Here is a 22,099-nt window from a genome sequence, read left to right as displayed (position 1 = left end):
TTTTCCAAACAAAATACTCTGCACGTAATTTGGTTAATCAGACAATTGTTTGTAATATTTTTGGCTAAACAAAAAAACGCGAACCTTTTGGCTCGCGTTTATCAAAAAATGGCTTTTAGTTGTTTCAGAACATCGGTGCCACCAGCAACGGTTATCTCTCCAACTTTTTCTGCAATTCTTTCCAGGTATTCCATTTCTTTCAACCTCATAAGTGTTGCATTTTCTTCGAGCAATTTTGCCGTATTCAGCAAACTTCGTGTGCTGGCCACTTCTTCGCGACGTGTAATTACGTTGGCTTGAGCTTTCTTTTGTGCCACCAACACCTGATTGAGAATTTCCTTCATATCACCTGGCAGCACCAGGTCTTTTACACCTGCATTGATTACTTCTACACCCAACGAACTTGCTTTTTGTACTATATTGGTCATCACATATTCTGTTATGACTTCCTTGTTTTCAAGTAATTCGTCAAGCGTTAGTGTTCCCACAATTTCGCGAAGCAGCAACTGAGCTATCAAATAGAGTTGCTTTTCGTACTCCCGATTTTCGAGAACAGCTTTAAAGGTATTCGTAACACGGTATTGCAAGTTGAAATTTAGCCGCAGGTTAGCCTTATCTTTGGTCAGCATCTCTTGTCCGCCAACTTCCATGGCCTGCATGCGTGTGTCAACCTTTTGAATGGCCAACTTAACATTGTTTTTGTAAAAGAAATATTTACCTGCCTGTAGCACGGTTTTATATTCTCCATCTACCAACAATAGGGCTTCTTCGTGCACATCAACCTCCAGTTTTCGCACATAGTTTGACAACTGATTTTCGGCATATTTAAGTACAGCTCCGTCCGTTACACGTTCTGAATTGAACAGGTCAATGTTTGTAAAAGTAAAAACATTGGTTTCATTCAAAAACAAATATCGTCCCGGATTTAAAACAACCTCATACAAACCATTTTTGGTTACCAAACAAATGTTGTTGTCTGCCACTTCCACCAGAGTGCATATTGCTCTAATTTTTTCATTTTGAAGCAATTCTTCAATCTGAATTGGCAAGTTTAACTGCCCCTCTGCATCGTGCAACACTACCCTTTCTGTGAAAGGATTAATAAAGTGTTTTCCTTGGGTCAATACCGATACAAGTTCGTCATAGCGATAAACAAGACCAATTTTTCCGAATTTGATTTTTACCGTAAACATGATTCATATATTTTAATTTTACATTTCTTTAAAAAAAAGGCTCGCAGCCGTTTCAACCTTCGTTCGCAACGGAAAACAGGTTAAGCCAAACCTCTCGGTTTTAGAATTCTGACCATGAGCACATCTTCAAACTCAAAGACTGCAACTTGGGCGAATTGTAAAACAAAGTGTTTTAGCGGTATCCGCTATTTTCAGGGTTATGAACAAATTGTCAAATATTGGTTTGTTAAATTTCTTCAACTTTTCCAACTTGGTTGGTCAAAACCGCTTTGAGCCAACAAATAAGAATTAACCCATTCTTGAGGGTGACTTTCTGATACTCTACCTATTTGAGCTATTCCGATTTTCAGTCGGAAGTGGGACTCGAACCCACAACTTACAGCAACGTACTCTAACCACCTGAGCTATTCCAATGCCATTGGAAACGGGATTTGAACCCGCGACCCCGTTGTTATGCTGGATATATCAATTCATACAAAAGCAGAACACTCTTCAATAATATTTTGAGTGCTAAGGAGTTGTGCAGAAACTCTCTACAGGGCTCCGTATGTTTTGACGTATCGTCTTTACCACTACCCGACTCACTCCAACACTTTTAGTGAGTCGGGACACATAGTTTGTGGAAGCAAAAGGTATCGAACCTTTATCTTTGGTTTTTCAAACCAACGCATAGACCCACTTTGCTATGCTTCCATTTTACAGACCAAGCCGGTCTGTGCTGTGCCCCAGGCAGGACTCGAACCTGCACGCCTTTCGGCCAAGGTTTCTAAGACCCTCATGACTACCATTTCCAACACCAGGGCTTGTTTCAATAACCCCGGACCTCATGGAGGAATCCGGGGGCCTCTTACCTCAACCGAGGTTGAAATAGCTTTCATTGCTTTGTTTGACGATACAAAGATTTTAACCCATGTACGCAATCTTTTTGCGTAGAACGAAATATTTTTGAAAAAATTTAATTTTTTTTATGGCTGTAAACAAAAATGCCCTCATTCGGTACAAAACCATTGATAAATGTCTGCAAAATCGCTACCGACAATGGACGTTGGAAGACCTCATTGATGCGTGTTCGGACGCATTGTACGAGTACGAAGGAGTTGATAAAGGTGTAAGCAAACGCACGGTGCAAGCTGATATTCAAATAATGCGAAGCGAAAAACTTGGCTATTTTGCCCCTATTGTGGTAATTGATAAAAAATACTACACCTACGAAGACAAGGATTATTCAATAACCAACACACCTCTGTCATCGCAAGATTTGCAAAAGCTTACTGAGGTTGTAGATTTTATGAAACAGTTTCAGGGGTTTTCTCATTTCCGCGAACTTGACAGCATGGTGCAAAAAATGGAAGACCATATTTATGTACAACGAACACACGAATCTCCTATTATTGATTTTGAGAAAAACGAAGATTTGAAAGGATTAGAATTTTTGGATGCTTTATACAATGCTATAAAAAATAAGGTTTGTATTTGCATAACCTATCAATCGTTTAAAGCCCGAAAGCCAGATTCGTTCGATTTTCATCCGTATTTGCTCAAAGAATTTCGGAATAGGTGGTTTGTAATTGGTCAAAAATCGGCGGCTGATGCCATTTTTAACCTTGCCCTTGACCGAATACTCGACATCAACAAATCAAACGCTCCGTTTCAGCATAATTTTGAGTTTAACCCCAAAACCTATTTCAACGACGTGATAGGTGTTACTGTGTCTCGCAACTTGCAACCCATGACCGTTGAGTTATTGGTTGACACCAAGCATGCCCCATACATACGTACCAAACCGCTCCACCACTCTCAAATCGAGGTTTCTTCAAATGACACCGGGGTTATTTTTACCATTCACGTGCAACACAATATGGAATTGGAAAAGGAAATCCTATCGTTTGGTGACCAAATGCACGTTTTAAAACCCGAAAAACTTAGAAATGCAATTAAAAGAAGAATTCAAAATTCAACAAGTCTGTATGAGGTTAACTAGAACTAAAAATATCCACTTGCAACTTACCTACCATTTTTCATAGTTAGATACCGCATTGTTAATTCTCGAATTGCCGTTTCTTGTATCGGCATTTAAGATTTCGGTTATTATTGTTCCATGAAAAAAAGAATAGCTATGCTTCAATGGTTAATGGTTGCTATAATGTTGTTTTTTGGAGGGTTTGCCGTTGAAAGCCTTATAAAATCATTTGAATATCCGTTGGGTATTTATCTGATAACTTGCACAGCCATGGTATTACTTGTTATCTTGGAAATTTGCCGATTTAGAGTAGAAAAATGAATTTGTTTTCTTTTCTAAAAATATTACCTCGCCAGCACCACCTTACCACTTACCCACTGTTTTCCCAAAGGGTATCGAATTAGATAAACCCCACTGGCATAGCTGCTTAGGTCAATTTCTAACGGACTTTCGTTATTTATGTCTTTATGAATTTGTAGCACTTTACCCGTTAAATCCGTCACATAAAGCTCTTTAATAAGTTGATTGGATTTTACATAAACAAGCCCTGTGGTTGGGTTTGGATAAAAACTCCAAACAATGTTCAACGTATCTGTTTTTTGACCCGCTTGTAAACTGCCGGAGCCATTAATTGTCGAATCTTGCGTAATTTGATTAACAATAATTGTGGAGTCATTATAATGAAGATTTAACTCCGGAATTTGTTGATTGCAATCCGGCATATAGGTGTAACTTTTTATCAACCGCACCATCAAGTTTTGGAGCAATTCTACCTCATAACTATCGGTTGAAGGGGCTATATGCGAATCGCCGATGCCGCTGTGGTCGGTAAGAAAAACATAGGTTCCGTTGGTGGTTAAGGCCAAACTTCTAAACAAATATTCGGCTGATTTATTGATGCCGCTGGCCACCAGTGGCACAATACGAATGCCCTTTTTTGCAGCTTCTTCGCCCAATTTTCTGAGTTTTTCTTGAATTTCCGGATTGTTGTGTGGCGGTGCATCCAGCACCAAAAACAGTATTCTTGTTCTGGCTTCTTCCCGCCAGTTTAAATAATTTATGGCCGTGTCTAAGGCCATTTCAACAGCTTCTTCATAGTCGCCACCACCACCGGCTGTTTGATTAGAAATAAACAAATTGGCCTCGCTCAACACACGAGTAAAATCTTGAGTTCTGGTTACATACTCATCATTCACATCTCTATAAAATACGTTGGCAAATTGAAAATTGAGCGTACTACTTATTTGTTTTGATTGAAAAATAACCTGACTGATTTCTTTTTTCAAAAACTCAATCTCATCGCCCATACTGCCCGTGGCATCCACCACAAAAGCAATGTCAACTGCCTCACTCTGAGAACATTCAGAATTTAGTTTAACAAAATTTACCCCTTTTTCGAAGCTATGCACTTTTTGCTTAGTTGTTTTGCCGTTGTGTTCTACCAAAACCTGAAAATTTCCCGAAATACTACCAAGCAAGCTACCCCAAAGTTCGACTTTACCTGTATTATCAGTCTTTGATTGAAATACTGTTGTTCCTTTTTCGTCAATAAGTTTTGCCACTACATTGGCCACCGGAAGGCTGTTTTGGTTGGTAACTTGCACACTAAAACGCCCGCTTGGATTTATTTTCCAAAGATTTTTGTGTTGTTCGAGTTCGTTTTCTGTGAGGTCTGTCCACAAAGTCCATTTGCTAAAATCATTTATTTCGCCTGCTGTAAGTTTTCCGGCTTCGGCAATATTGTTGTACCCATACATATCGCCTTTCATTGGTAAACGCGATTCCCCTAATATGCCAGCTGCTGGACTGACAGCTATCGTTTCATAAGCCGATTCGTATGCTCTGCCGTCGTAGTCCGCATCATAGTCCATAGACGTTTTTGCCATTTTTGGTGATCGTCCTTTTGATCTTTTTGCCGAGTAGGAGTATATATCTCTTGAAATCACCTCAGAATCCGACATATCTTTACCTCCAGAATTTTCACCAAAACTCCACCCTTTTTTATATTCTTCTTTGGCGTTTAATTCGGCGTTCATGGTTTCGTCTTTCTCTACCTTTATGGTTTTAGTCAAAACATCATGACTGGCATATTTTATTTCGCAACGATAGGTGCCGGGCTTTAGTTTGACATTAAAATTTCCGTCAATATCGGTCAACACATTGGCCACCAACGAATCTCCCAAGTATATATCTACGTTGGCAAAACTTAAACTCTCATCTTCAAAAGTTGATTTAACATTGCCGCTAATTGATTGGCCAAATGCATTTTGAACCATAAAAAGAGGGCTAACAACCCAAAAAAATACAACTAATTTCTTCATCTGCCTAAAATTTTAATGCCTACCTTCATGCAATTTATGGATGAAAGGTAAATGAAAGTGCCAAACAAATCGCAAAACGTTGTATGATTATATTTCGTATTTGATTTAATTACTTTTTTACTGTAACAAATTTTCCGTTTTTTGAAGAAAAAAAAAGAATGAGAAAACTCTTATCAATCATCCTAATTGCCATGGGTTTGAACATGGCTCTTGCACAACAGGCTCAAACCAACACCGATGCAAACGGAAACTCCTACACCACTTACACCAACGACCCAAGCAATAGCCGATGGTATAAGTTGGAGAATGGCCTGACTGTAATTTTGGCACAGAATAAAACCAAGCCTCGCATTCAAACATTAATTGCCACCAAAGCCGGAAGCAGCAGCGACCCCTCTGATCACACCGGATTGGCTCATTACTTAGAGCACATGCTGTTTAAAGGAACAGACAAATTTGGTTCGCTTGATTATGCTCAAGAATCTATTTATCTTAAACAAATTGATGATTTGTATGAAGCCTATAATCATACCACCGATGAGGCAAAACGAAAAGAAATTTATCGAGCCATTGATTCGGTTTCTGGATTAGCATCGAAATATGCTATTGCCAACGAATATGACAAAATGCTGCAAAGCATTGGAGCCAATGGCACCAACGCTTTTACCAGTTTTGAAGAAACAGTTTATGTTAATGATATTCCGGCTAATCAGGTTGAAACTTGGCTAACAATTGAGGCAGAACGATTCAGAAACCCCATTTTGCGATTGTTTCATACTGAGTTAGAGGCAGTATATGAGGAGAAAAATATTGGCATGGACAATGAAGGACGACAAGTTTACGAGAAACTGTTTGAAGCATCATTTCCAAATCACAACTATGGCCGACAAACCACCATTGGCACCATAGAGCATCTTAAAAATCCGAGTTTGGTAGAGATACGAAAATATTTTCACACCTATTATGTCCCAAATAACATGGCCATAATCATGGCCGGAGATTTAGACTATGAAAGCACTTTCGAATTGATTAAAAAGAATTTTGCCTACATGCAAAACAAGGCTGTTCCAACTAAGAATTTTGATGATGAGACAGCTCTTGCAACAAAAAAAATAATAGAAGTTGTTGGGCCCGAGTCGGAGTCGCTAACCATGGGCTACCGCGTGCCAGACGCACTGAGCAATGAAGCCACGTTGGTGCAGTTGGTAGATTTGATATTGGCCAATTCCAAAACCGGTTTGATAGATGTAAACATGGTTAAGGCTCAGAAGTGTTTGGAAGCATATTGCAGCCCAATGTTATTAAAAGAACGTGGTTTACATTATTTTTCGGGCGAACCGAATGAAGGACAAACATTGGAAGAGCTTGAGCAACTTTTTTATGATCAAATTGCCAAAATAAAATCGGGCGATTTTGATATGGAATTGATAAAAAGCATTGTGTTAAATGAAAAAGTGAGCAACATTTCTCGTTTTGATTCATATCAAGGCACGGCCTACAGTTTGTTGGATGGTTTTATCGTTGGCAATTGGCAAGAAGAACTTGCCAAACTCGATAAAATGCTGACTTACAGCAAAGAAGACATTATAAACTTTGCAAAAAAATATTATGTAGATGGTCATGTTGTTGTTTATAAAAGACAAGGCGACAAACCTGAATCTGTAAAAATTGAAAAACCTGAAATAAATAAGGTGGAAGTAAACCGAGGAAAAAATTCGGACTTTGCCGCTGCTGTTTTAGCGACAAAACCAAATCCTATTCAACCTCAAATACTTGATTATAAGGAAGAAATCATTTTTTCTAATGTTAGAAAAACGCCCATTTGGAAAGTAAAGAACGGCGATGAGCAATTGTTTAGCCTCTATTATGTGTTGGATTTGGGTTCGCGTCACGACCAAAAATTGGCCTTGGCTGTTCAATACCTCGAACTTTTAGGTACAAGTAAATACACAACGGATGAAATTTCTTCTGAGTTTTACAAATTGGCTTGCAATTACGGGGTATCGGCAGGTGCGGAGCAGAGCTATGTTTATTTAAACGGTTTGGCTTCGAGCTACAACGAAGCCCTTGCTCTTTTTGAGCATTTGTTGGCCGATGTGCAGCCGGATCAAGCCAAATTAGATCAGTTCGTAGATCAAGTTTTAAAATCGAGAGCTGATGCCAAAACCAGCAAATATTCAATCATGTCAAAACTGCGTTCGTATGCTATGTATGGCGAAAAAAATCCGGCAAACAACCTGCTTTCTGAATCACAATTGAAATCTATAAAAGCAGAGGAATTGACAAGTTATATCCGAAACTTGACCAAATACCCGCATAAAATTTGGTATAGTGGCCCATTATCAACCAAAGCATTAGTTAAATCATTGAAAAAGAATCACCCAAAAGTTAAAACACCACTTCAAACACCCAATCCGGTTCAGTATGTAATGCAAGAGCCAACAAATCCAGTTGTCTATTTTGCCCACTACGACATGGTGCAAGCCGAAATTAATTGGATTAAAAAATCGAATTTGGTAAACCCCAATGATGCAGCAGATATTTCTGTGTTCAATGAATATTTTGGTGGCGGCATGGGTAGTATCGTTTTCCAAGAGATTAGAGAATCTAAGGCTTTGGCCTATTCATGCTATGGCTATTATGTTTCTGCCTCAAAACTTGGCGAAAATAATTATATGATGAGTTATGTGGGAACACAGGCAGACAAACTAAAAGAAAGTATTGAGGCAATGACCGACTTGCTAACCACCATACCACTTGATAGCCAGACTTTTAACAACAGCAAAAATGCATTGCAACAAGGTTTGCAAACTGGCCGACAATTGAAAATGGGAATTATTTTTGCCTATGACCGAGGTTTGAAATTGGGGATTGAGGAAGATAATCGTGCCCAACTTGCTCAGCGTTTAGAGACTATTTCGCTCAATGATTTGGCAGAGTTCCATAAGAACCGTGTGGGCGGCAACTATATTCTCGTTGTTTTGGGCTCTGATGAAAAACTGGATATGGAATACCTAAAATCGCTTGGTACAGTGAAGATTCTTTCACTGGAAGAATTGTTTGGGTATTGATTTGTAGGAACGTCTTGTAGGAACACGCCTCGAGGCGTGTTCCTACAAGGCGTTCCTACAGTTAATCGTTATTTTTCATGTATAAAAAAACCAAACAATACCGATTACCGAATTTTGATTATAGCTCGAATTGGTGCTATTTTATTACCATTGTTTGTGCTAATCGGATTCCGTATTTGGGTTCAATCGCAAATTCTGAGATGACATTGTCAGATATTGGGGAAATTGTAAATCAAAACATCCAAAACGTTTCCGCATTTAAGGATGATGTTTTAATACAGAAGTCGGTTATAATGCCCAACCATATTCATCTGATTATAGAGTTAAAAAATGAATCAAAATCTGCCGAACCACCGCAATCTCAATCAAAATATGGGCATCTATCTCCATTAAAAAAAGGTTCTTTGGGTTCGTTTGTCAATCATTTTAAGGGTAAGATTACACGTACTTGTAGAGAAAATGGACTTATCGATTTCAAATGGCAGGCTCGCTTTCATGATAGGATTATTCGAGATGAGGAAGAATACAACCGAATTTATTATTACATCGAACACAACGTTAAAAATTGGGAACGAGATAAGGAACATCCGTTGAATAATCAAAAATAGAACACGCTGTAGGAACACGCCTCGAGGCGTGTTCCTACAGCGTGTTCCTACAGCGTTCCTAAAAGGCCTGTTCCTACAAAAATTTTAACACCAATTTTAAAAACCTCTCCGAATTATCCGCATGCACCCAATGTCCTGCATTTTCCACGGTTTCAAACTGTGCATTTGGAAACTTCTCCAAAATTTTTGATTCATCAGATGGTAAGATGTAATTGGACTTTTCGCCCCTAATAAATAAACAAGGATTGGAAAATGGCCAAGCCAATTGCACCTCTCCAATAATTGAATCATAATTATGGTAAAGAGCATGTAGATTCATTTTCCATTGAAATCCGCCTTCTTTTTTCCGTTCTATATTTTTTAAAAGAAATAAGCGAATTCCCGCATCTTTAATTGATTCCGACAACTTTTGATCTGCTTCTGTTCGAGTTTCGATATTTTCCAAATCCAAACCAAACATGGCATCAAACAACTCATTATGCCCTGGTTTATAACGTTTAGGGGCAATATCCACCAAAATCATTTTATCAATGGCTGCAGGATGCAAATCGGCCATTTTCATAACAGCCTTGCCGCCCATACTATGACCGATAAAATGTGCCTTTTGGATGTTATGGTCGTCCATAAATTCTTGCAAATCATTGGCAACCAAGTTGTAAGACATTTCATTAGAGTGAGGGGAGCTACCGTGATTGCGAACATCCACGGCATAAACGGTAAATTTTTCAGAAAGTTTTTTGGCAATATTGTGCCAATTGTCCAACATTCCAAAAAGCCCATGAACTATTACGATGACGCTCTGTGAATCGCCATATTTTTTATAGTTCAGATGCAAGATTTTTTCTTAGTTCAAAAACCCGTCAACAGGATAGTAATCCAAACCAAAGGCATCAGAAACACCTTTGTAGCATACCTTTCCGTCAACTACGTTTAGACCTAACTTCAATTCGTTATTGTCGCTGCATGCTTGTTTCCAACCTTTATTTGCCAATTGAAGAGCATACGGCAAGGTGGCATTAGTCAAAGCCAATGTTGAAGTATAAGGCACAGCACCCGGCATGTTAGCCACACAGTAGTGTATTACTCCGTCAATTACATAGGTAGGGTCTTGGTGGGTGGTGGGTTTGGTGGTTTCAAAACATCCACCTTGATCAACGGCCACGTCAACAAGAACAGTTCCCGGACGCATATCTTTCAACATATCGCGAGTGATAAGGTGAGGAGCTTTTGCTCCAGGAATTAATACTGCACCAATTATCAAATCAGCCTTTCTGATTGCTTCCCTGATGTTGTATTCGTTGCTGTAAACAGTATCTACGTTTTCGGGCATGATATCATCCAACTCTCTCAATCGAGGTAAAGAGATGTCCATCATTGTAACATGAGCACCTAATCCGGCAGCCATTTTTGCGGCTTGCGTACCAACAATTCCGCCACCAAGCACCAATACTTCGGCTGGTTTAACACCGGGTACACCACCAAGCAAAATACCTCTTCCGCCCATCGGTTTTTCCAAATATTTTGCTCCTTCTTGAGTACTCATTCTTCCGGCTACTTCGCTCATTGGAACCAATAGAGGCAAACTTCTATCGGCTTTTTCTACCGTTTCGTAGGCCAAACAAACAGCACCGCTTTTCAACATGGCATGTGTTAATGGCTCATAGCTTGCAAAGTGGAAATAGGTAAATAAAAGTTGATTCTTTTTAATCAAACCATACTCCGACTCAATAGGTTCTTTAACCTTAATAATCATTTCTGCAATGGCGTAGGTTTCTTCAATAGTTGGAAGCATTTGTGCTCCGGCTTTTACATATTCTTCATCCGAAAAACCGCTGCCCAATCCAGCTGTTGATTGCACATAAACAGTGTGTCCGTGCTTTTTAAATTCTGCCACACCTGCTGGGGTTAATGCCACTCGGTTTTCGTTGTTTTTAATCTCTTTAGGTACTCCGATTATCATTGCCTGTTATATTAAAAAAAGTGAGCAAAATTAAGATTTACCTTTCAAGTGACAAGTGAAAAAATGAAAAGTAAAAACAACGTTTTGGATCCATTGGTACTTTTTACTGCATTGGTAATATAACTGTCAGTTATCCAAAATGCAATATTGGGTTCTATACATCCTTTCTATTTTCGCAGCCATGGCGGTTGGCGGTGCAGAAAACAACTCGAACTACATTTTGACTCAATGGGTTAATGAACACACAGATGCATTGTTTTCGTATGCTCTTAAACGTATAAATGATGTTCAGGTGGCTGAAGATTTAGTGCAAACAACCTTTTTGGCAGCCCATCAATCATTCGACAAATTTCAACACAAGAGTTCGCCTAAAACCTGGTTGTTTTCCATTTTAAAAAATAAAATTCTGGATTATTTACGTCAGGTTTATCGAAATAAGGAGACTTTCTCAGAACAAGATTCAACTGATTGGTTTGACGAAAAAGGACATTGGAAATCGGAGTTTGCCCCACAACCCTGGGAAACCGACAATCTATTGGATGATTTGGAATTTAGAAAAACCTTTGCCTTTTGCATCGAAAATTTGCCTGAACGCTGGAAACAATCTGTTATGATAAAATATTTAGAATCAGAAATAACCATTGAAGAAATTGGATTAAGCAAAGCCAACTATTGGAAAATGTTGGAACGTGCCAGAACGCAGCTTCGTGATTGTTTAACCAAAAATTGGTTTGAAAGAGTATAATGACAAAATTATTTCAAAAACTATGGTTATCATGCCAAAAGGCAGTGGAGCTTATGCACAAAAAGCACAATGTTGGCTTATCCACTTCCGAAAAATGTCTTTTAAAGGTGCATACCGGAATTTGCTCGGCCTGTAAAACATTTGAAAAGCAGGTTGATTTTATTGAGCGAAATATTAATGAAATGAACTTATCCAAAACAGACTATCCCACTGATGATTTAAAGTCTAAAACCATTGCTGCATTAACCAACAACCCTAAAAACTAACCGAAACGCCCACCAGCATTCGTTTTGGGGCAATGGGCCGGTATAGCGATGTTTCGGCATACGTTTTGGACTGCCCCTCGTTTAGGGCATTCGTTATACCAAATTGGAGTGTTATATTTTTTACATTATAGTTTTCTTTGTAGTAATATTCATTTCTAAAATTTAGTTCGGCCAATAAATCTAAAAACAGACCGCCGCTTTGCTCAATCATTTTTTGATTTTGAAGCATGGGCATGTAATATTTAGAAAGGTAAGCAGTCTCAATTTTCAATTTGGGTGTGAAGTATCTAAAATGGTCAAAAAATGGAATATTTCTCCATATATGTTTTTGATCTCCACGAGTTTCAAAATACCCATGAACCAAATGTTTGGGCAGCATCTCTGCATTGTACGTTTCGGCAATATTGGTTTGATACAAAAGCCAACCATTTATTCTGACTCTATACCATTGATGTTTTACCAGTAAAGTAGAATATTTCATCAATCCTCGCTCAAGCATATTGCTTTTAGCCTTTAACAACCATTTATCGGGCAACTCATTGTATATGTATTTTATTTCGAGGGTTTGATAATGTGTTACTTTATAACTTGAATTCACAAACGCCTGTTTGTAGGTTTCTTGCATTGTTGTTATGTAAGTACCACTTACGAGTTGATTTGGCCGAATTTGGTTAAAAAAAGATTGGAACTCAAACAGCAAACCCGGCGTTCGTTTTTGCTGCATCGCTCCAAGTTGCACAGTCAAGTCATCCTTTACTTTGTTTGAAAAAAGCAAAAATGGGTTCCAAAATACTTTTTCTTCTGAATGATAACCGAGCTGTTGGCTAAACTCAAACATCGTTTTATCTTCTTTGAACCAATGCTTGTAAGTGGTATAAAAGTGGCCAACAAAATAGTTGACAGAAGTATCGCCAAAAACATCCGTTTTGGCCGAATTTTGAGTTAGCCTCACCCCTACTTCGTAGTTGTTTTTCTTTCTGTATAAAACGTCGTTCAACCAAAAGTTTGATTGATTTGTATGTACAAAATAGCTGCGGGCAAACTGAGACGTTTGGCGATAAAGCTGAGAATTTATTCCTGCCTTCAATGTATGATTTCTCGACCACCTTCGGGTGTAGTCAAAATCAGCTACCAAAAAATCGCCTTTTATGTTTCGTTGTTGCCATGATAAAGCATTGTTTATGTTATAAGTGCCAGAAGTGTTTCCACCCACGTAGTGCAATTTAGCTCTAAAATTTTGTTTTAAGCTATAGTGCATATTATTCAATGTCAAACCCGCATTTATGGATTGTGCATTTAAATTGAGGTTATCCAATGTACCTTGAAACCTAGAATTGTCCTGATTCTGAAAAGCCGCAAATCCCTGCCAATTAAAATTGGGCAATTTGCCATTTTTATATTTTATAGGAACTTTAATAGCCGCATACGCTTGATTCATAGAGGCAGCACGAACATAGCTGAATTCCTTCTTCTTATACTCAGGCCAATTTAAATAATAGGAATAGGTTTGGCCGGATGATTCAATCCCATAAAATTCAGCCGGATTGACAGAAGTACTACTCAATATGTTGGCGTTTATTAAATGAGTGGATAAAAACTGCTTGTTGGCATTGCCAGTTATTCGAGAACCATCAAGGTTAAAATTTTTAAAATAATCGTTTTCCGTAAAAAGGTATTTGAGGTAAAACGGGGAAGTTATATTCTGGGCATTTCCTAACAAACCTGACGAAAATAGCAGCCCCAAAAAGCCGCATTTTATCCAATTTCTATTTTTTAATAAACGGTTCAAAACCATATTTTCACTTTCCATTTTAAGGTTCAACAACCGGACTAATTATAACAGGTTTAGCCAACATTGTACTACGTATTTCGGGTGAATAATATTGATATACATAGCTTTCGGCAGGCGAATAGGTGCCGGCCACCACGGCACGCAACGCCAATTTTATGTTCTTCTTTTCGTTGGGCAACAAGCCTAAAAAGTAAAAAACCAATTCATCGTTTTTCGATTCGAAATGCTCAAAAACCCCATCCTTTTTTAATTGTCTTAATTCATCCATTGAATAGGTAAATCCACCGGGAATCTTAACTACCGCAACAGTTTGCGGTTTGGTTTGATTGGTTTTGTTTTCAATGTTTATTTGAGCGAAAACTACGTCGGCCTTTTGTGCAGTGTTTTTGCTGAACGTATAGTCAAAGCCAAGCTCGGCATGTTCCTTTTTTTCGATGTTTTCTATCCAATTTATTTCGCAAACAAACGGCGTGGCTCTTAGGTCTCTTGCAGTTTGCACCCAAAGTTGATGTGTGCCTGCGGTTAGTTGTTTTGCCGTTAGCACAATTTTTTTGGTTGATTTATTAGGACTTGGACTAAAATCCATAATTCTTTCATTATCCAGCCATACATAATAATTAATTTCTCGTTCAAGACCCCTAAAATAGTCTGTATAATCGCTCAACACTTCCAATGCCAACGCCGTGGCCTGCGTATTTCCAAAGCCATAACCCGTTTGTTTCGATACAATTGTAGAAACCACTTTCACTTGTTTGTCCATTTCTACATTCATGGCTTTCATGGCCATGAGGCCCAGGGATAAAATCTCAACATCTCTCGATGTTCCGTGACTATACATTACCGTTCCATTCGATTTTAAATCTTTAAAACCTTGTTCTACAAAATGGTTGTACAGCTTTTCGATGGCTACTTTTGCCTTTACGCCCTCACTCTGATTTGCGTAAATATTGGCCAATAATGCCAATTTATACGCATCAAATTCTGTGTTTATATCGTTTTCGATGGCCGTAATTTCGCTGTATAACGGGGTTTTTTCTATGCGTGAAAGCACCCAAGTAATGTAGGCATTGTTAATTTTTTCGTTGGCACTGCCAAAACCGTATTTCCCTGAGTGAAACTCAAAGCCGCCCTTGTGGTTTCGTCGGCTTTTTAGCCATTCTAAGTTTCGGTCAAACATTTTTTCATCAATTTTTAGGTTTAAGCTTCGCATAATAAAAAATTGCAACAAGCCATACGCCGTAAGGCTTTCGTGCGGTGGTGCATTGCCATACCACTCAAATCCTTTTTTTGATGTTTCATAGTTTACCAATCGGCGGTATCCATCGTTTATCTTGCTGATCAAATCATTCATATTAAAATCCTTACCACCCTTTTGCAATGTTTTTAGTGCCAACAAATTAGGGTAATTGCTTGATGAAACCTGCTCAAAACAGCCCCCAGGTTGCCTAATCATGCGTTGAGCAGTGCTTTCCAACATATCATTAAAATCGCTGCTTATCGAAATTGTTATTTCCGCCGAATTTTCGACCAATTGTGATACTTCTATTATTTTTTTCTCTGTGGTTTGGTTTCCGCTAATCACTTCATTTCGCAAATGGCCTTTATCCAACACCAAAACATTTTGGTTATGCACCGTTCTTGATTGTTTATCAAATACATACGAAAAACCACAATAGACAGAATTTGCAGTACTGCCCGATGCCAATTCTACATTTACCACACGCTGTTCGTTTGGGTTTAAAAAGATTTTGTCAGTATGTTTTTCTGCACCTATTTGATAAGAATACACTACCTCTTTGGCTTCGTTGGTATTGTTTTTAAACGTGTAGTCGAGCATGGCCACATCGCCTTTGGTAAGGCTTGTGGGCAAGTTGCTAAATACTTCCACCTCGTCCTGCACTTTTATATTTTTGGTGGATGTAAAATATTTTCCCGACTCCGTAATTCCCTCACAAACAAGCAAATAATTGGAGTTTTTATTCGGCCCGTAAATTGCCTTTTCTAATTTTCCACTTACCGAAGTTTCCAATTCGCCTTGCCAAAAAACGGTTTTTTTGTATGGTCGTACCTCGCCACTTAATGTTTGAGCATTATCTTGGTAGTTGTACTCTAAATTTATATAAAAAGGTTGCTGGTAGCCATTGTATGACGGACTAACAAGTGTGTATCCATAATTCCAATTATATACATAATTAATTGCATAGTTGGGTATCGTAACCATACACTCCAATGAATTGGTAGAAACACTTAAATATGCCCCATCCATACTTTCGCTTGTATTGTAATCGTAATTCCCACTAATCTTTACCCCATCAATATAAATAGGAGTGGCATCTGCTCTCGCACCCAAAAACGAAATAGCATCCTTTTCTGCTCCAGCCTCATAATTTTCCCTGCCCTTTTGCCGCTCCACCGATCCCAATTTCATATCAAAGGTTTCAGGCTTCTTAATTTTTTGAGCAAATTGGGCGTTAACCGCAATGTAGGCTTCGCTGACTTCATATTCTATTTTTTCTGTGCCTTGCCGTACCACCAATACTACCGGTTTTTTTAGTGCATCAGCTATTATATCGTCAAAAAAGAACCTGCCATTGCTGTCGGCTTTTACCGTATAGCTGGTGTTTTTAATTGTCACACTTACCGGTTTAGTCAATCTTGTTCCATAAGAATCTTGAATTGTTCCGCTTATTCTTGCCGAGGTTCGGTAATATTCTATGCCATTGTTTTCAATTTCTCCTGTTCTAAAATCTCGCCGCCAATTGTGTTGATTGGCCACCAACCATAAGTTTAAGGCATTACCTGCCTTTTTTTCATCTTTAAAATAATAGGTCGGTTCCTCAATGTCGCACTCAAACTCATTGCCCAAATACATCCACGATTCAATGCTGTGCGAGCGGTCTTTTATTTGGTTAAGGCTTTGCTCGTCAATCAATTTCATGCTAAAATAAGCCTTTTCGTTGTGCGAGTTTACGTCAATTTTAATGCCTTCATTTGGATTATATTGTTGTTTGTTGGTTTTTAGCTCTACATCATACTTTGTTGGTTTGTTCATCCACAATTGCCGAGCAATAACATTATTTGACGCATCCAAAAGGGCAACTGAATAAACCCCAAAAGGCATGGCTCGATATTCAATTTCGAATAACGTTGGGTTTGTAATCGCCTGATTTACAAAGTTTTTTCCATTTCCGGAAATAACAATGGATGCAATTTTCTTTTTGTTCCCGACAAAAGAAAGAGCCAATTTTTCTGCATTTTGTGTGATGGAAAAAGCCACCGCATTGGAATCGGCTTTCAGCTCGATGTTGTTTTTTGAGCCTTTTACATGAACCGTATAATTTCCTTTTTTGGTTGCGACAAAACTTGTAGAAGCCAAACCATCGTGCAAACTGCTAAATTCGGCAATGGTTTGTCCGTTTTGTTCAATATGACCGCTTGCATCCTTGGGGTTGCCTAATTTGTCGAACGATTTTATCACCAAATTATTCTCAACATCGGCCACCAAACCTCCATTTCCTGATTGAAAATAAACGGCAAAATCTAAATCATTGCTCAGCACCGGCACTCGCTCGCTGTGGCTTTCGATATTGCCTTGATATTCGGCTTTTATTATCACAAATGCCGAAGCAATTTCCTGATTCGGCAAATTAAATGTCGCTTTGGCCAACCCGCTTTTGTTGGTGGTAACGGATTTTTGTTCCACTTCCACGTCGTTTACCACCAAGGTTGCACTAACAGGTAAATTATCTAAAAATTCGCTTTGACTTTTGCTCATCGTTATTTCACTTTCCAAATTATCTCCAGCTGAATAGCTGTTTTTGTCGAGTTTTTGAGCAATAAAAAAGTGCTTTTTCACTGTGTTTTGCACAAATATTTCTTTGCTGAACAAATGCTGTTTTTTGTCGTTTAGCTGCCAACGGGTAAGAGCTTTTATGTAATAAATTCCACCCTTTTGAGGCAAATTAAACATCTGCGAAAAACGGCCATTGGTGCATTGCGAAACCATAGAATCAATGGTATTTCCTTGCCCATCTTGCAATAACACCTTAATCATGGTGTGCTGGTCTTGTACTTTATTCTCCTCATTGGTTACGAAAACCGTATAATACAATTGCTCTCCCGGTTCGAAAAAATAGCGGTCGGTACTAACAAATAGTTTATCCGATTCATATCTGGACTGATTTAGGTCTTGTGTAAACGAAACAATTACACAAAAAAGGAGAAGAGCCAACAATTTAGAGCGAACCATCATATCGTTTTTCTAATAATGTGTAAAGTTAAACTCAAAACGTTGGTTGGTGATTTTATTTTTTATGAATGGTAGGCCGGAGTTGGGGAATGGGGTTTGGAAAATAGAAAAATTCAAATTATTTTTGCCTAACGAATGTTCGTTTTATGACAGAGCGTAAATTTGAAATTCTACAAGTTTCTCAACAACTTTTTAGAGAAAATGGCTATGCGGCCACATCTGTGAGAGACATTGCAAAAGCTGCCGGCGTAGAGCCTGCAAGCCTTTACAGCCACATCAACGGGAAGGAAGAATTGCTCGACCAAACGTGTTTTGAAATGGCTAATAAATTTATTTCGGCCATTGCTGAAGTAAATGACATTTACTTTGATGGAGCTCAAAAACTAAAAATGGCCGTTGACTCGCACATCGAAATTTTAACCCAAAACTTAAATGCAGCCTACGTTTTTCAGCGTGATTGGCGACACCTAAGCGATGACCGAAAAACCGATTTTATAAAACTCCGAAACCAATACGAAAACGGTTTTAGAGAAATTGTTAAAACCGGAATTGACGAAGGCATTTTTGCCGAAGTGGACATTAAATTTGCCACACTTACCATCCTTTCCAGCCTCAACTGGATTGTGGATTGGTATGAAGCCGATGGCAACCTCTCTCCCAAAGAAATTTCGGAAAGGTTATACAACTTTTTGCTTAAAGGAATGAACGGATAGTTCTTTAGATGCTTTGATAATTAGAGTGTTAGAAATGACAGATGGATTTGAAAATACGAACAATTTTAAGACCTATCGTGATTTGTTGGTTTGGCAAAAGTCTATGTGCTTAATCAATAATATTTACTCCATTTGTGGCGAAATGCCAAAAAATGAGGAATTTATTCTCGCAGCTCAGATTAAAAGAGCGGCCATTTCAATACCTTCCAATCTTTCGGAAGGCTGGGCAAGAAAAAGTAATAAAGCGTTTTCTAATCACATCAAAATTGCTTTCGGCTCGACACACGAAGTATTAACTCAACTCGAAATTGTAAACAACCTTTACAACATTAATACAGAGGAAATTACAACAAATTATATAGAAATATCGAAAATGCTTAATGGTCTATTAAAAAAACTAAGCCACTAAGCATCACACAATCTAAATATCTCAACATGTACGGAAACGCATATATCGACCCCAACGAAAAACCGGATTTCTTGAAAGATGAAGATTCGGTGAGACTGGCAGAATTTGAAGCACGCATTGCTGCCGGAGAAAAAATTGAGCCACAAGACTGGATGCCGGCTTTATATAGAAAACAACTGATTCGGATGATTGAGCAACACGCTCACTCCGAAATTATTGGTGCGTTGCCCGAAGGCACATGGATAACCCGTGCTCCTGGTTTTAGAAGAAAACTGGCTCTGATGGCCAAAGTGCAAGACGAGGTGGGTCATGCCCAATTGCTCTATTCTGCCGCCGAAACGCTTGGCAAAAGCCGTGAGGCTATGATAAATGATTTGATTACAGGAAAATCCAAATACAGCAATGTATTTAACTATCCGGCCATTACCTGGGCCGATTCGGCCATTATTGCATGGCTTATTGATGCAGGAGCAATCGTAAACCAATTGGCCAACTCAAAAGGTAGCTACGGCCCCTATTGCCGTGCATTGGAACGAATCTGTTACGAAGAATCTTTTCACCTTAAATATGGTCACGACAATGTAGTGCACTTAGCCACCGGAACCCCAAAACAACGTCAAATGGTGCAAGAAGCTCTTACCCGTTGGTGGCCGCCAATCATGCACTTTTTTGGCCCAAGCGACAAAATTTCTGTTCATACAGAGGTGTTGATGCGATGGAAGGTAAAAATGGCATCAAACGATGATATGCGTCAAACCTACTTAAACATGTACGTTCCAAAAATTTGGGATTTAGGCTTGGTGCTTCCCGACCCGAACTTAAAGAAAAACGAAGCCACTGGTTTGTGGGATTTTACCGAACCTGATTGGGATGAGTTTATGCGAGTAATCAATGGTGATGGACCATGCAATGCCGAGCGTTTGGCAGTGCGACGAATGGCCGAAGAAAAAGGTAGATGGGTAAGAAATGCCATCTTAAAGCAAGATGCTGAATATGTGACACCGTTTGCTTGATTTTTTGAAAACTATTGCCGTAACTTTGATTAGTTCAATTTTTCAACAAATGATTCGACCGTTATTATTTATCGCTGTTTGGCTGTTCAGTTTGTGCGGATTTGCTCAAAATATCCCCAATGGAAATTTTGAAAACTGGCAAGTTATACAACATAAGGTTTTAGACGGATGGGTCTCTGCCGGCAATGTTTCTCAATCTACCGATGTATATGAAGGCACGTATGCCATTAAGTTAGAAAATAAAAGCGACAACCAACAACGTGGTTTTGTGGCCAGCGGTCCTTTCGTAAACAACAATCTTAAAGGTTTTGCATACAATGAGCAACCTTTAAGTGTTCGTTTTAGAGCCAAGTATGATTTGGCTGCCGGCGATGCGGCTCAGGTGGCCGTTTTGTTTTATCTAAATGGTACTCCTTTGGCTTTTGTCAATGAGTCGATTGAAGGAAATAGTGCTGACACGTTTCAATATTTTTCATACCCAATTACTTGGCAACTTAGCACCAATCCTGATTCTGTGGCTGTTTTGATAAGCTCATTAAACATGGATTCTGCTTCTGCCAAAAATGACGGGTACCTTATCGTTGACGATTTTCATTTTGCCACTATTTCTACCAGAAACAAAGCCGTGCCCAACGGAAATTTTGAAACATGGCAAAACAATCCACGGCAAACTTTGGCCAATTGGTTTACCACCGATGAATATTTGTATCAACTCACAGGCACCATTTTACCCAAGCCTATTGTGGCCAAATCAAGCAAAGGGCGAGGAGGAACGTTGGCAGTAGAAATGACCAACACCAAATTGGGGAATGACATAATGCCTGGAGTAATGTTTACTGGAACAGATATTGAAACCTTCGAGACCCCCAGCTTCCCTATATCGGGCAGATATAAATATCTTGAATTTTTTTATGCCTACAAACCACAAAATGGCGACTCCGCTCGTATAGGTTTGATAATGTTTAAAAATGGAGCAGCCATTGGCACTGTTCAAAAAATAATTGGAGATGTTGCAAACAATTACACCCAAGTTGCTGAGGAAATAACCTATTTTTCAACGGATATTCCCGACAGTGCAACCGTTTTTATTGCCTCCTGCAATCCTGACAATCCAAAAGGAGAAACCACTTGGCTTTTAATTGACGATGTTAGGTTAACAGATGTTCCTGCCCACGTTTTTGATTTGGGAGTAAATAAACTTGCTGTCTATCCAAACCCGTTCAACAACAGTTTTTCGGTAAAAGGTTTTGACCAAATATGGGGTTCTAATTATGCAGTGACCGACATGATGGGTCAAACTTTAAAGGAAGGACTTCTCGACCAAAACACCGTAATAGATATGACAGACCATCCTGCAGGATTTTATATTTTGCAGGTAAATGGTTTAAAAATTAACACTTCAAAAATTATTGTTAAACAATGATACACAAATCTTTAGATCCACGAATTGACCGGGCCAATTTATCACTTGACAACACCATTACACCGTTGGCCGAGTTGGATCAATTGCCTACTTTCGAGGTTTTTCATCAATCAAAAAGAGGCCAACAACATGTGCATGTTGGCATTGTGCATGCCCCAAACCACGAAATGGCTTTGATGTATGCCAAAGAACAATATGCCCGTAGAGGTGAAACTTCAAATCTTTGGGTGGTTCCCTCCAATCAGGTTATGGCCACAGAATATCTCGACTCGGATATTTTTGAAACAACCAACGAAAAAACCTATCGCGACCCGGGAACGTACAAGGTGATTGACAGAATTAACGCATATAAAGAACGAACAAAAGCGAATTAAGG

17 protein-coding genes and 2 tRNA genes are annotated in these 22,099 nt (G+C 38.8%); 11 read left to right on the top strand and 8 right to left on the bottom strand.

Annotated features, from left to right (window positions below; translation table 11 throughout):
* Window positions 1–101: 101 nt before the first annotated feature.
* The 3 genes from H6607_00960 to H6607_00950 all read right to left on the bottom strand — a co-directional run bounded on the left by H6607_00960 (window position 102) and on the right by H6607_00950 (window position 1,996).
* Window positions 102–1,193 carry a slipin family protein gene (locus H6607_00960; protein ID MCB9260934.1) on the bottom strand — a complete coding sequence of 364 codons (1,092 nt, stop codon included), beginning with the start codon at window positions 1,191–1,193 and terminating at the stop codon, window positions 102–104.
* A gap of 620 nt (window positions 1,194–1,813) precedes the next feature.
* Window positions 1,814–1,886: transfer RNA gene (locus H6607_00955), tRNA-Phe, on the bottom strand.
* 28 nt (window positions 1,887–1,914) lie between these two features.
* Window positions 1,915–1,996, bottom strand: a tRNA-Leu gene (locus tag H6607_00950).
* Between the two features lie 164 nt (window positions 1,997–2,160).
* Here H6607_00950 and H6607_00945 point away from each other — a divergent pair.
* Window positions 2,161–3,174: a WYL domain-containing protein gene (locus H6607_00945; GenBank protein MCB9260933.1), complete on the top strand. Its 1,014-nt coding sequence runs from the start codon at window positions 2,161–2,163 to the stop codon at window positions 3,172–3,174.
* A 117-nt stretch (window positions 3,175–3,291) separates the two neighbouring features.
* Window positions 3,292–3,474 (top strand): hypothetical protein, encoded by a 183-nt coding sequence (locus tag H6607_00940; protein MCB9260932.1) that lies wholly within the window; start codon window positions 3,292–3,294, stop codon window positions 3,472–3,474.
* Between the two features lie 23 nt (window positions 3,475–3,497).
* On the opposite strand, the gene H6607_00935 is transcribed toward H6607_00940, so the two are convergent.
* A complete protein-coding gene (locus tag H6607_00935) occupies window positions 3,498–5,474 on the bottom strand; it encodes a carboxypeptidase regulatory-like domain-containing protein (GenBank protein ID MCB9260931.1) in 1,977 nt (658 codons plus the stop codon).
* Between the two features lie 158 nt (window positions 5,475–5,632).
* Here H6607_00935 and H6607_00930 point away from each other — a divergent pair, with 158 nt between their 5' ends.
* Window positions 5,633–8,545, top strand: coding sequence for an insulinase family protein (locus H6607_00930; GenBank protein ID MCB9260930.1), 2,913 nt, complete (start codon window positions 5,633–5,635; stop codon window positions 8,543–8,545).
* A gap of 200 nt (window positions 8,546–8,745) precedes the next feature.
* Window positions 8,746–9,153, top strand: coding sequence for a hypothetical protein (locus tag H6607_00925; GenBank protein MCB9260929.1), 408 nt, complete (start codon window positions 8,746–8,748; stop codon window positions 9,151–9,153).
* 73 nt (window positions 9,154–9,226) lie between these two features.
* On the opposite strand, the gene H6607_00920 is transcribed toward H6607_00925, so the two are convergent.
* Both H6607_00920 and ald read right to left on the bottom strand, forming a co-directional pair.
* On the bottom strand, window positions 9,227–9,919 hold the full coding sequence (locus tag H6607_00920; protein MCB9260928.1) for an alpha/beta fold hydrolase: 693 nt from the start codon (window positions 9,917–9,919) through the stop codon (window positions 9,227–9,229).
* 78 nt (window positions 9,920–9,997) lie between these two features.
* The gene (gene ald / locus H6607_00915) at window positions 9,998–11,113 is read right to left on the bottom strand and encodes an alanine dehydrogenase (protein ID MCB9260927.1); all 1,116 of its coding nucleotides are present in this window, start codon (window positions 11,111–11,113) and stop codon (window positions 9,998–10,000) included.
* Between the two features lie 139 nt (window positions 11,114–11,252).
* Here ald and H6607_00910 point away from each other — a divergent pair, with 139 nt between their 5' ends.
* Together H6607_00910 and H6607_00905 are read left to right on the top strand one after the other, a co-directional pair.
* Window positions 11,253–11,858: a sigma-70 family RNA polymerase sigma factor gene (locus tag H6607_00910; protein MCB9260926.1), complete on the top strand. Its 606-nt coding sequence runs from the start codon at window positions 11,253–11,255 to the stop codon at window positions 11,856–11,858.
* Window positions 11,858–12,124: a hypothetical protein gene (locus H6607_00905; GenBank protein ID MCB9260925.1), complete on the top strand. Its 267-nt coding sequence runs from the start codon at window positions 11,858–11,860 to the stop codon at window positions 12,122–12,124. The genes H6607_00910 and H6607_00905 overlap by 1 nt, the downstream gene beginning before the upstream one ends.
* Here H6607_00905 and H6607_00900 read toward each other — a convergent pair.
* Both H6607_00900 and H6607_00895 read right to left on the bottom strand, forming a co-directional pair.
* Complete coding sequence (locus H6607_00900) at window positions 12,114–13,934, bottom strand: hypothetical protein (protein ID MCB9260924.1); 1,821 nt, start codon at window positions 13,932–13,934, stop codon at window positions 12,114–12,116. The two genes, H6607_00905 and H6607_00900, sit on opposite strands and share 11 nt — an antisense overlap.
* Before the next feature lies 1 nt (window position 13,935).
* Window positions 13,936–18,168 carry a hypothetical protein gene (locus H6607_00895; GenBank protein MCB9260923.1) on the bottom strand — a complete coding sequence of 1,411 codons (4,233 nt, stop codon included), beginning with the start codon at window positions 18,166–18,168 and terminating at the stop codon, window positions 13,936–13,938.
* A 143-nt stretch (window positions 18,169–18,311) separates the two neighbouring features.
* On the opposite strand from H6607_00895, the gene H6607_00890 reads away from it, so the two are divergent.
* The 5 genes from H6607_00890 to paaB are packed head-to-tail and all read left to right on the top strand — an operon-like array spanning window position 18,312 to window position 22,097.
* A complete protein-coding gene (locus H6607_00890; protein ID MCB9260922.1) occupies window positions 18,312–18,878 on the top strand; it encodes a TetR/AcrR family transcriptional regulator in 567 nt (188 codons plus the stop codon).
* Window positions 18,879–18,912: 34 nt separating this feature from the next.
* Entirely contained in the window at window positions 18,913–19,287 is a 375-nt protein-coding gene (locus tag H6607_00885; GenBank protein ID MCB9260921.1) for a four helix bundle protein, read from the top strand.
* A gap of 26 nt (window positions 19,288–19,313) precedes the next feature.
* Complete coding sequence (paaA, locus tag H6607_00880) at window positions 19,314–20,300, top strand: 1,2-phenylacetyl-CoA epoxidase subunit A (protein MCB9260920.1); 987 nt, start codon at window positions 19,314–19,316, stop codon at window positions 20,298–20,300.
* A gap of 49 nt (window positions 20,301–20,349) precedes the next feature.
* Window positions 20,350–21,723, top strand: a complete 1,374-nt coding sequence (locus H6607_00875) for a T9SS type A sorting domain-containing protein (GenBank protein ID MCB9260919.1) — start codon at window positions 20,350–20,352, stop codon at window positions 21,721–21,723.
* Window positions 21,720–22,097, top strand: a complete 378-nt coding sequence (gene paaB, locus H6607_00870) for a 1,2-phenylacetyl-CoA epoxidase subunit B (GenBank protein ID MCB9260918.1) — start codon at window positions 21,720–21,722, stop codon at window positions 22,095–22,097. The genes H6607_00875 and paaB overlap by 4 nt, the downstream gene beginning before the upstream one ends.
* Window positions 22,098–22,099 lie beyond the last annotated feature (2 nt).

It is taken from the genome of Flavobacteriales bacterium (genome assembly GCA_020635395.1).
Taxonomy (GTDB): Bacteria; Bacteroidota; Bacteroidia; order NS11-12g; family UBA9320; genus UBA987.
This window is presented reverse-complemented; position numbering and strand designations above follow the sequence as displayed.

What these genes read in the sequence shown, in the direction of transcription:
- H6607_00945 (MCB9260933.1), top strand. Translation starts at nt 2,161, where the DNA reads ATGGCTGTAAACAAAAATGCCCTCATTCGGTACAAAACCATTGATAAA.
- H6607_00925 (MCB9260929.1), top strand. Translation starts at nt 8,746, where the DNA reads ATGACATTGTCAGATATTGGGGAAATTGTAAATCAAAACATCCAAAAC.
- H6607_00935 (MCB9260931.1), bottom strand. Translation starts at nt 5,474, where the DNA reads ATGAAGAAATTAGTTGTATTTTTTTGGGTTGTTAGCCCTCTTTTTATG.
- H6607_00910 (MCB9260926.1), top strand. Translation starts at nt 11,253, where the DNA reads ATGCAATATTGGGTTCTATACATCCTTTCTATTTTCGCAGCCATGGCG.
- H6607_00930 (MCB9260930.1), top strand. Translation starts at nt 5,633, where the DNA reads ATGAGAAAACTCTTATCAATCATCCTAATTGCCATGGGTTTGAACATG.
- paaB (MCB9260918.1), top strand. Translation starts at nt 21,720, where the DNA reads ATGATACACAAATCTTTAGATCCACGAATTGACCGGGCCAATTTATCA.
- paaA (MCB9260920.1), top strand. Translation starts at nt 19,314, where the DNA reads ATGTACGGAAACGCATATATCGACCCCAACGAAAAACCGGATTTCTTG.
- H6607_00885 (MCB9260921.1), top strand. Translation starts at nt 18,913, where the DNA reads ATGACAGATGGATTTGAAAATACGAACAATTTTAAGACCTATCGTGAT.
- H6607_00895 (MCB9260923.1), bottom strand. Translation starts at nt 18,168, where the DNA reads ATGATGGTTCGCTCTAAATTGTTGGCTCTTCTCCTTTTTTGTGTAATT.
- H6607_00890 (MCB9260922.1), top strand. Translation starts at nt 18,312, where the DNA reads ATGACAGAGCGTAAATTTGAAATTCTACAAGTTTCTCAACAACTTTTT.
- H6607_00875 (MCB9260919.1), top strand. Translation starts at nt 20,350, where the DNA reads ATGATTCGACCGTTATTATTTATCGCTGTTTGGCTGTTCAGTTTGTGC.
- H6607_00920 (MCB9260928.1), bottom strand. Translation starts at nt 9,919, where the DNA reads ATGTTGGACAATTGGCACAATATTGCCAAAAAACTTTCTGAAAAATTT.
- H6607_00905 (MCB9260925.1), top strand. Translation starts at nt 11,858, where the DNA reads ATGACAAAATTATTTCAAAAACTATGGTTATCATGCCAAAAGGCAGTG.
- H6607_00940 (MCB9260932.1), top strand. Translation starts at nt 3,292, where the DNA reads ATGAAAAAAAGAATAGCTATGCTTCAATGGTTAATGGTTGCTATAATG.
- H6607_00900 (MCB9260924.1), bottom strand. Translation starts at nt 13,934, where the DNA reads ATGGAAAGTGAAAATATGGTTTTGAACCGTTTATTAAAAAATAGAAAT.
- H6607_00960 (MCB9260934.1), bottom strand. Translation starts at nt 1,193, where the DNA reads ATGTTTACGGTAAAAATCAAATTCGGAAAAATTGGTCTTGTTTATCGC.
- ald (MCB9260927.1), bottom strand. Translation starts at nt 11,113, where the DNA reads ATGATAATCGGAGTACCTAAAGAGATTAAAAACAACGAAAACCGAGTG.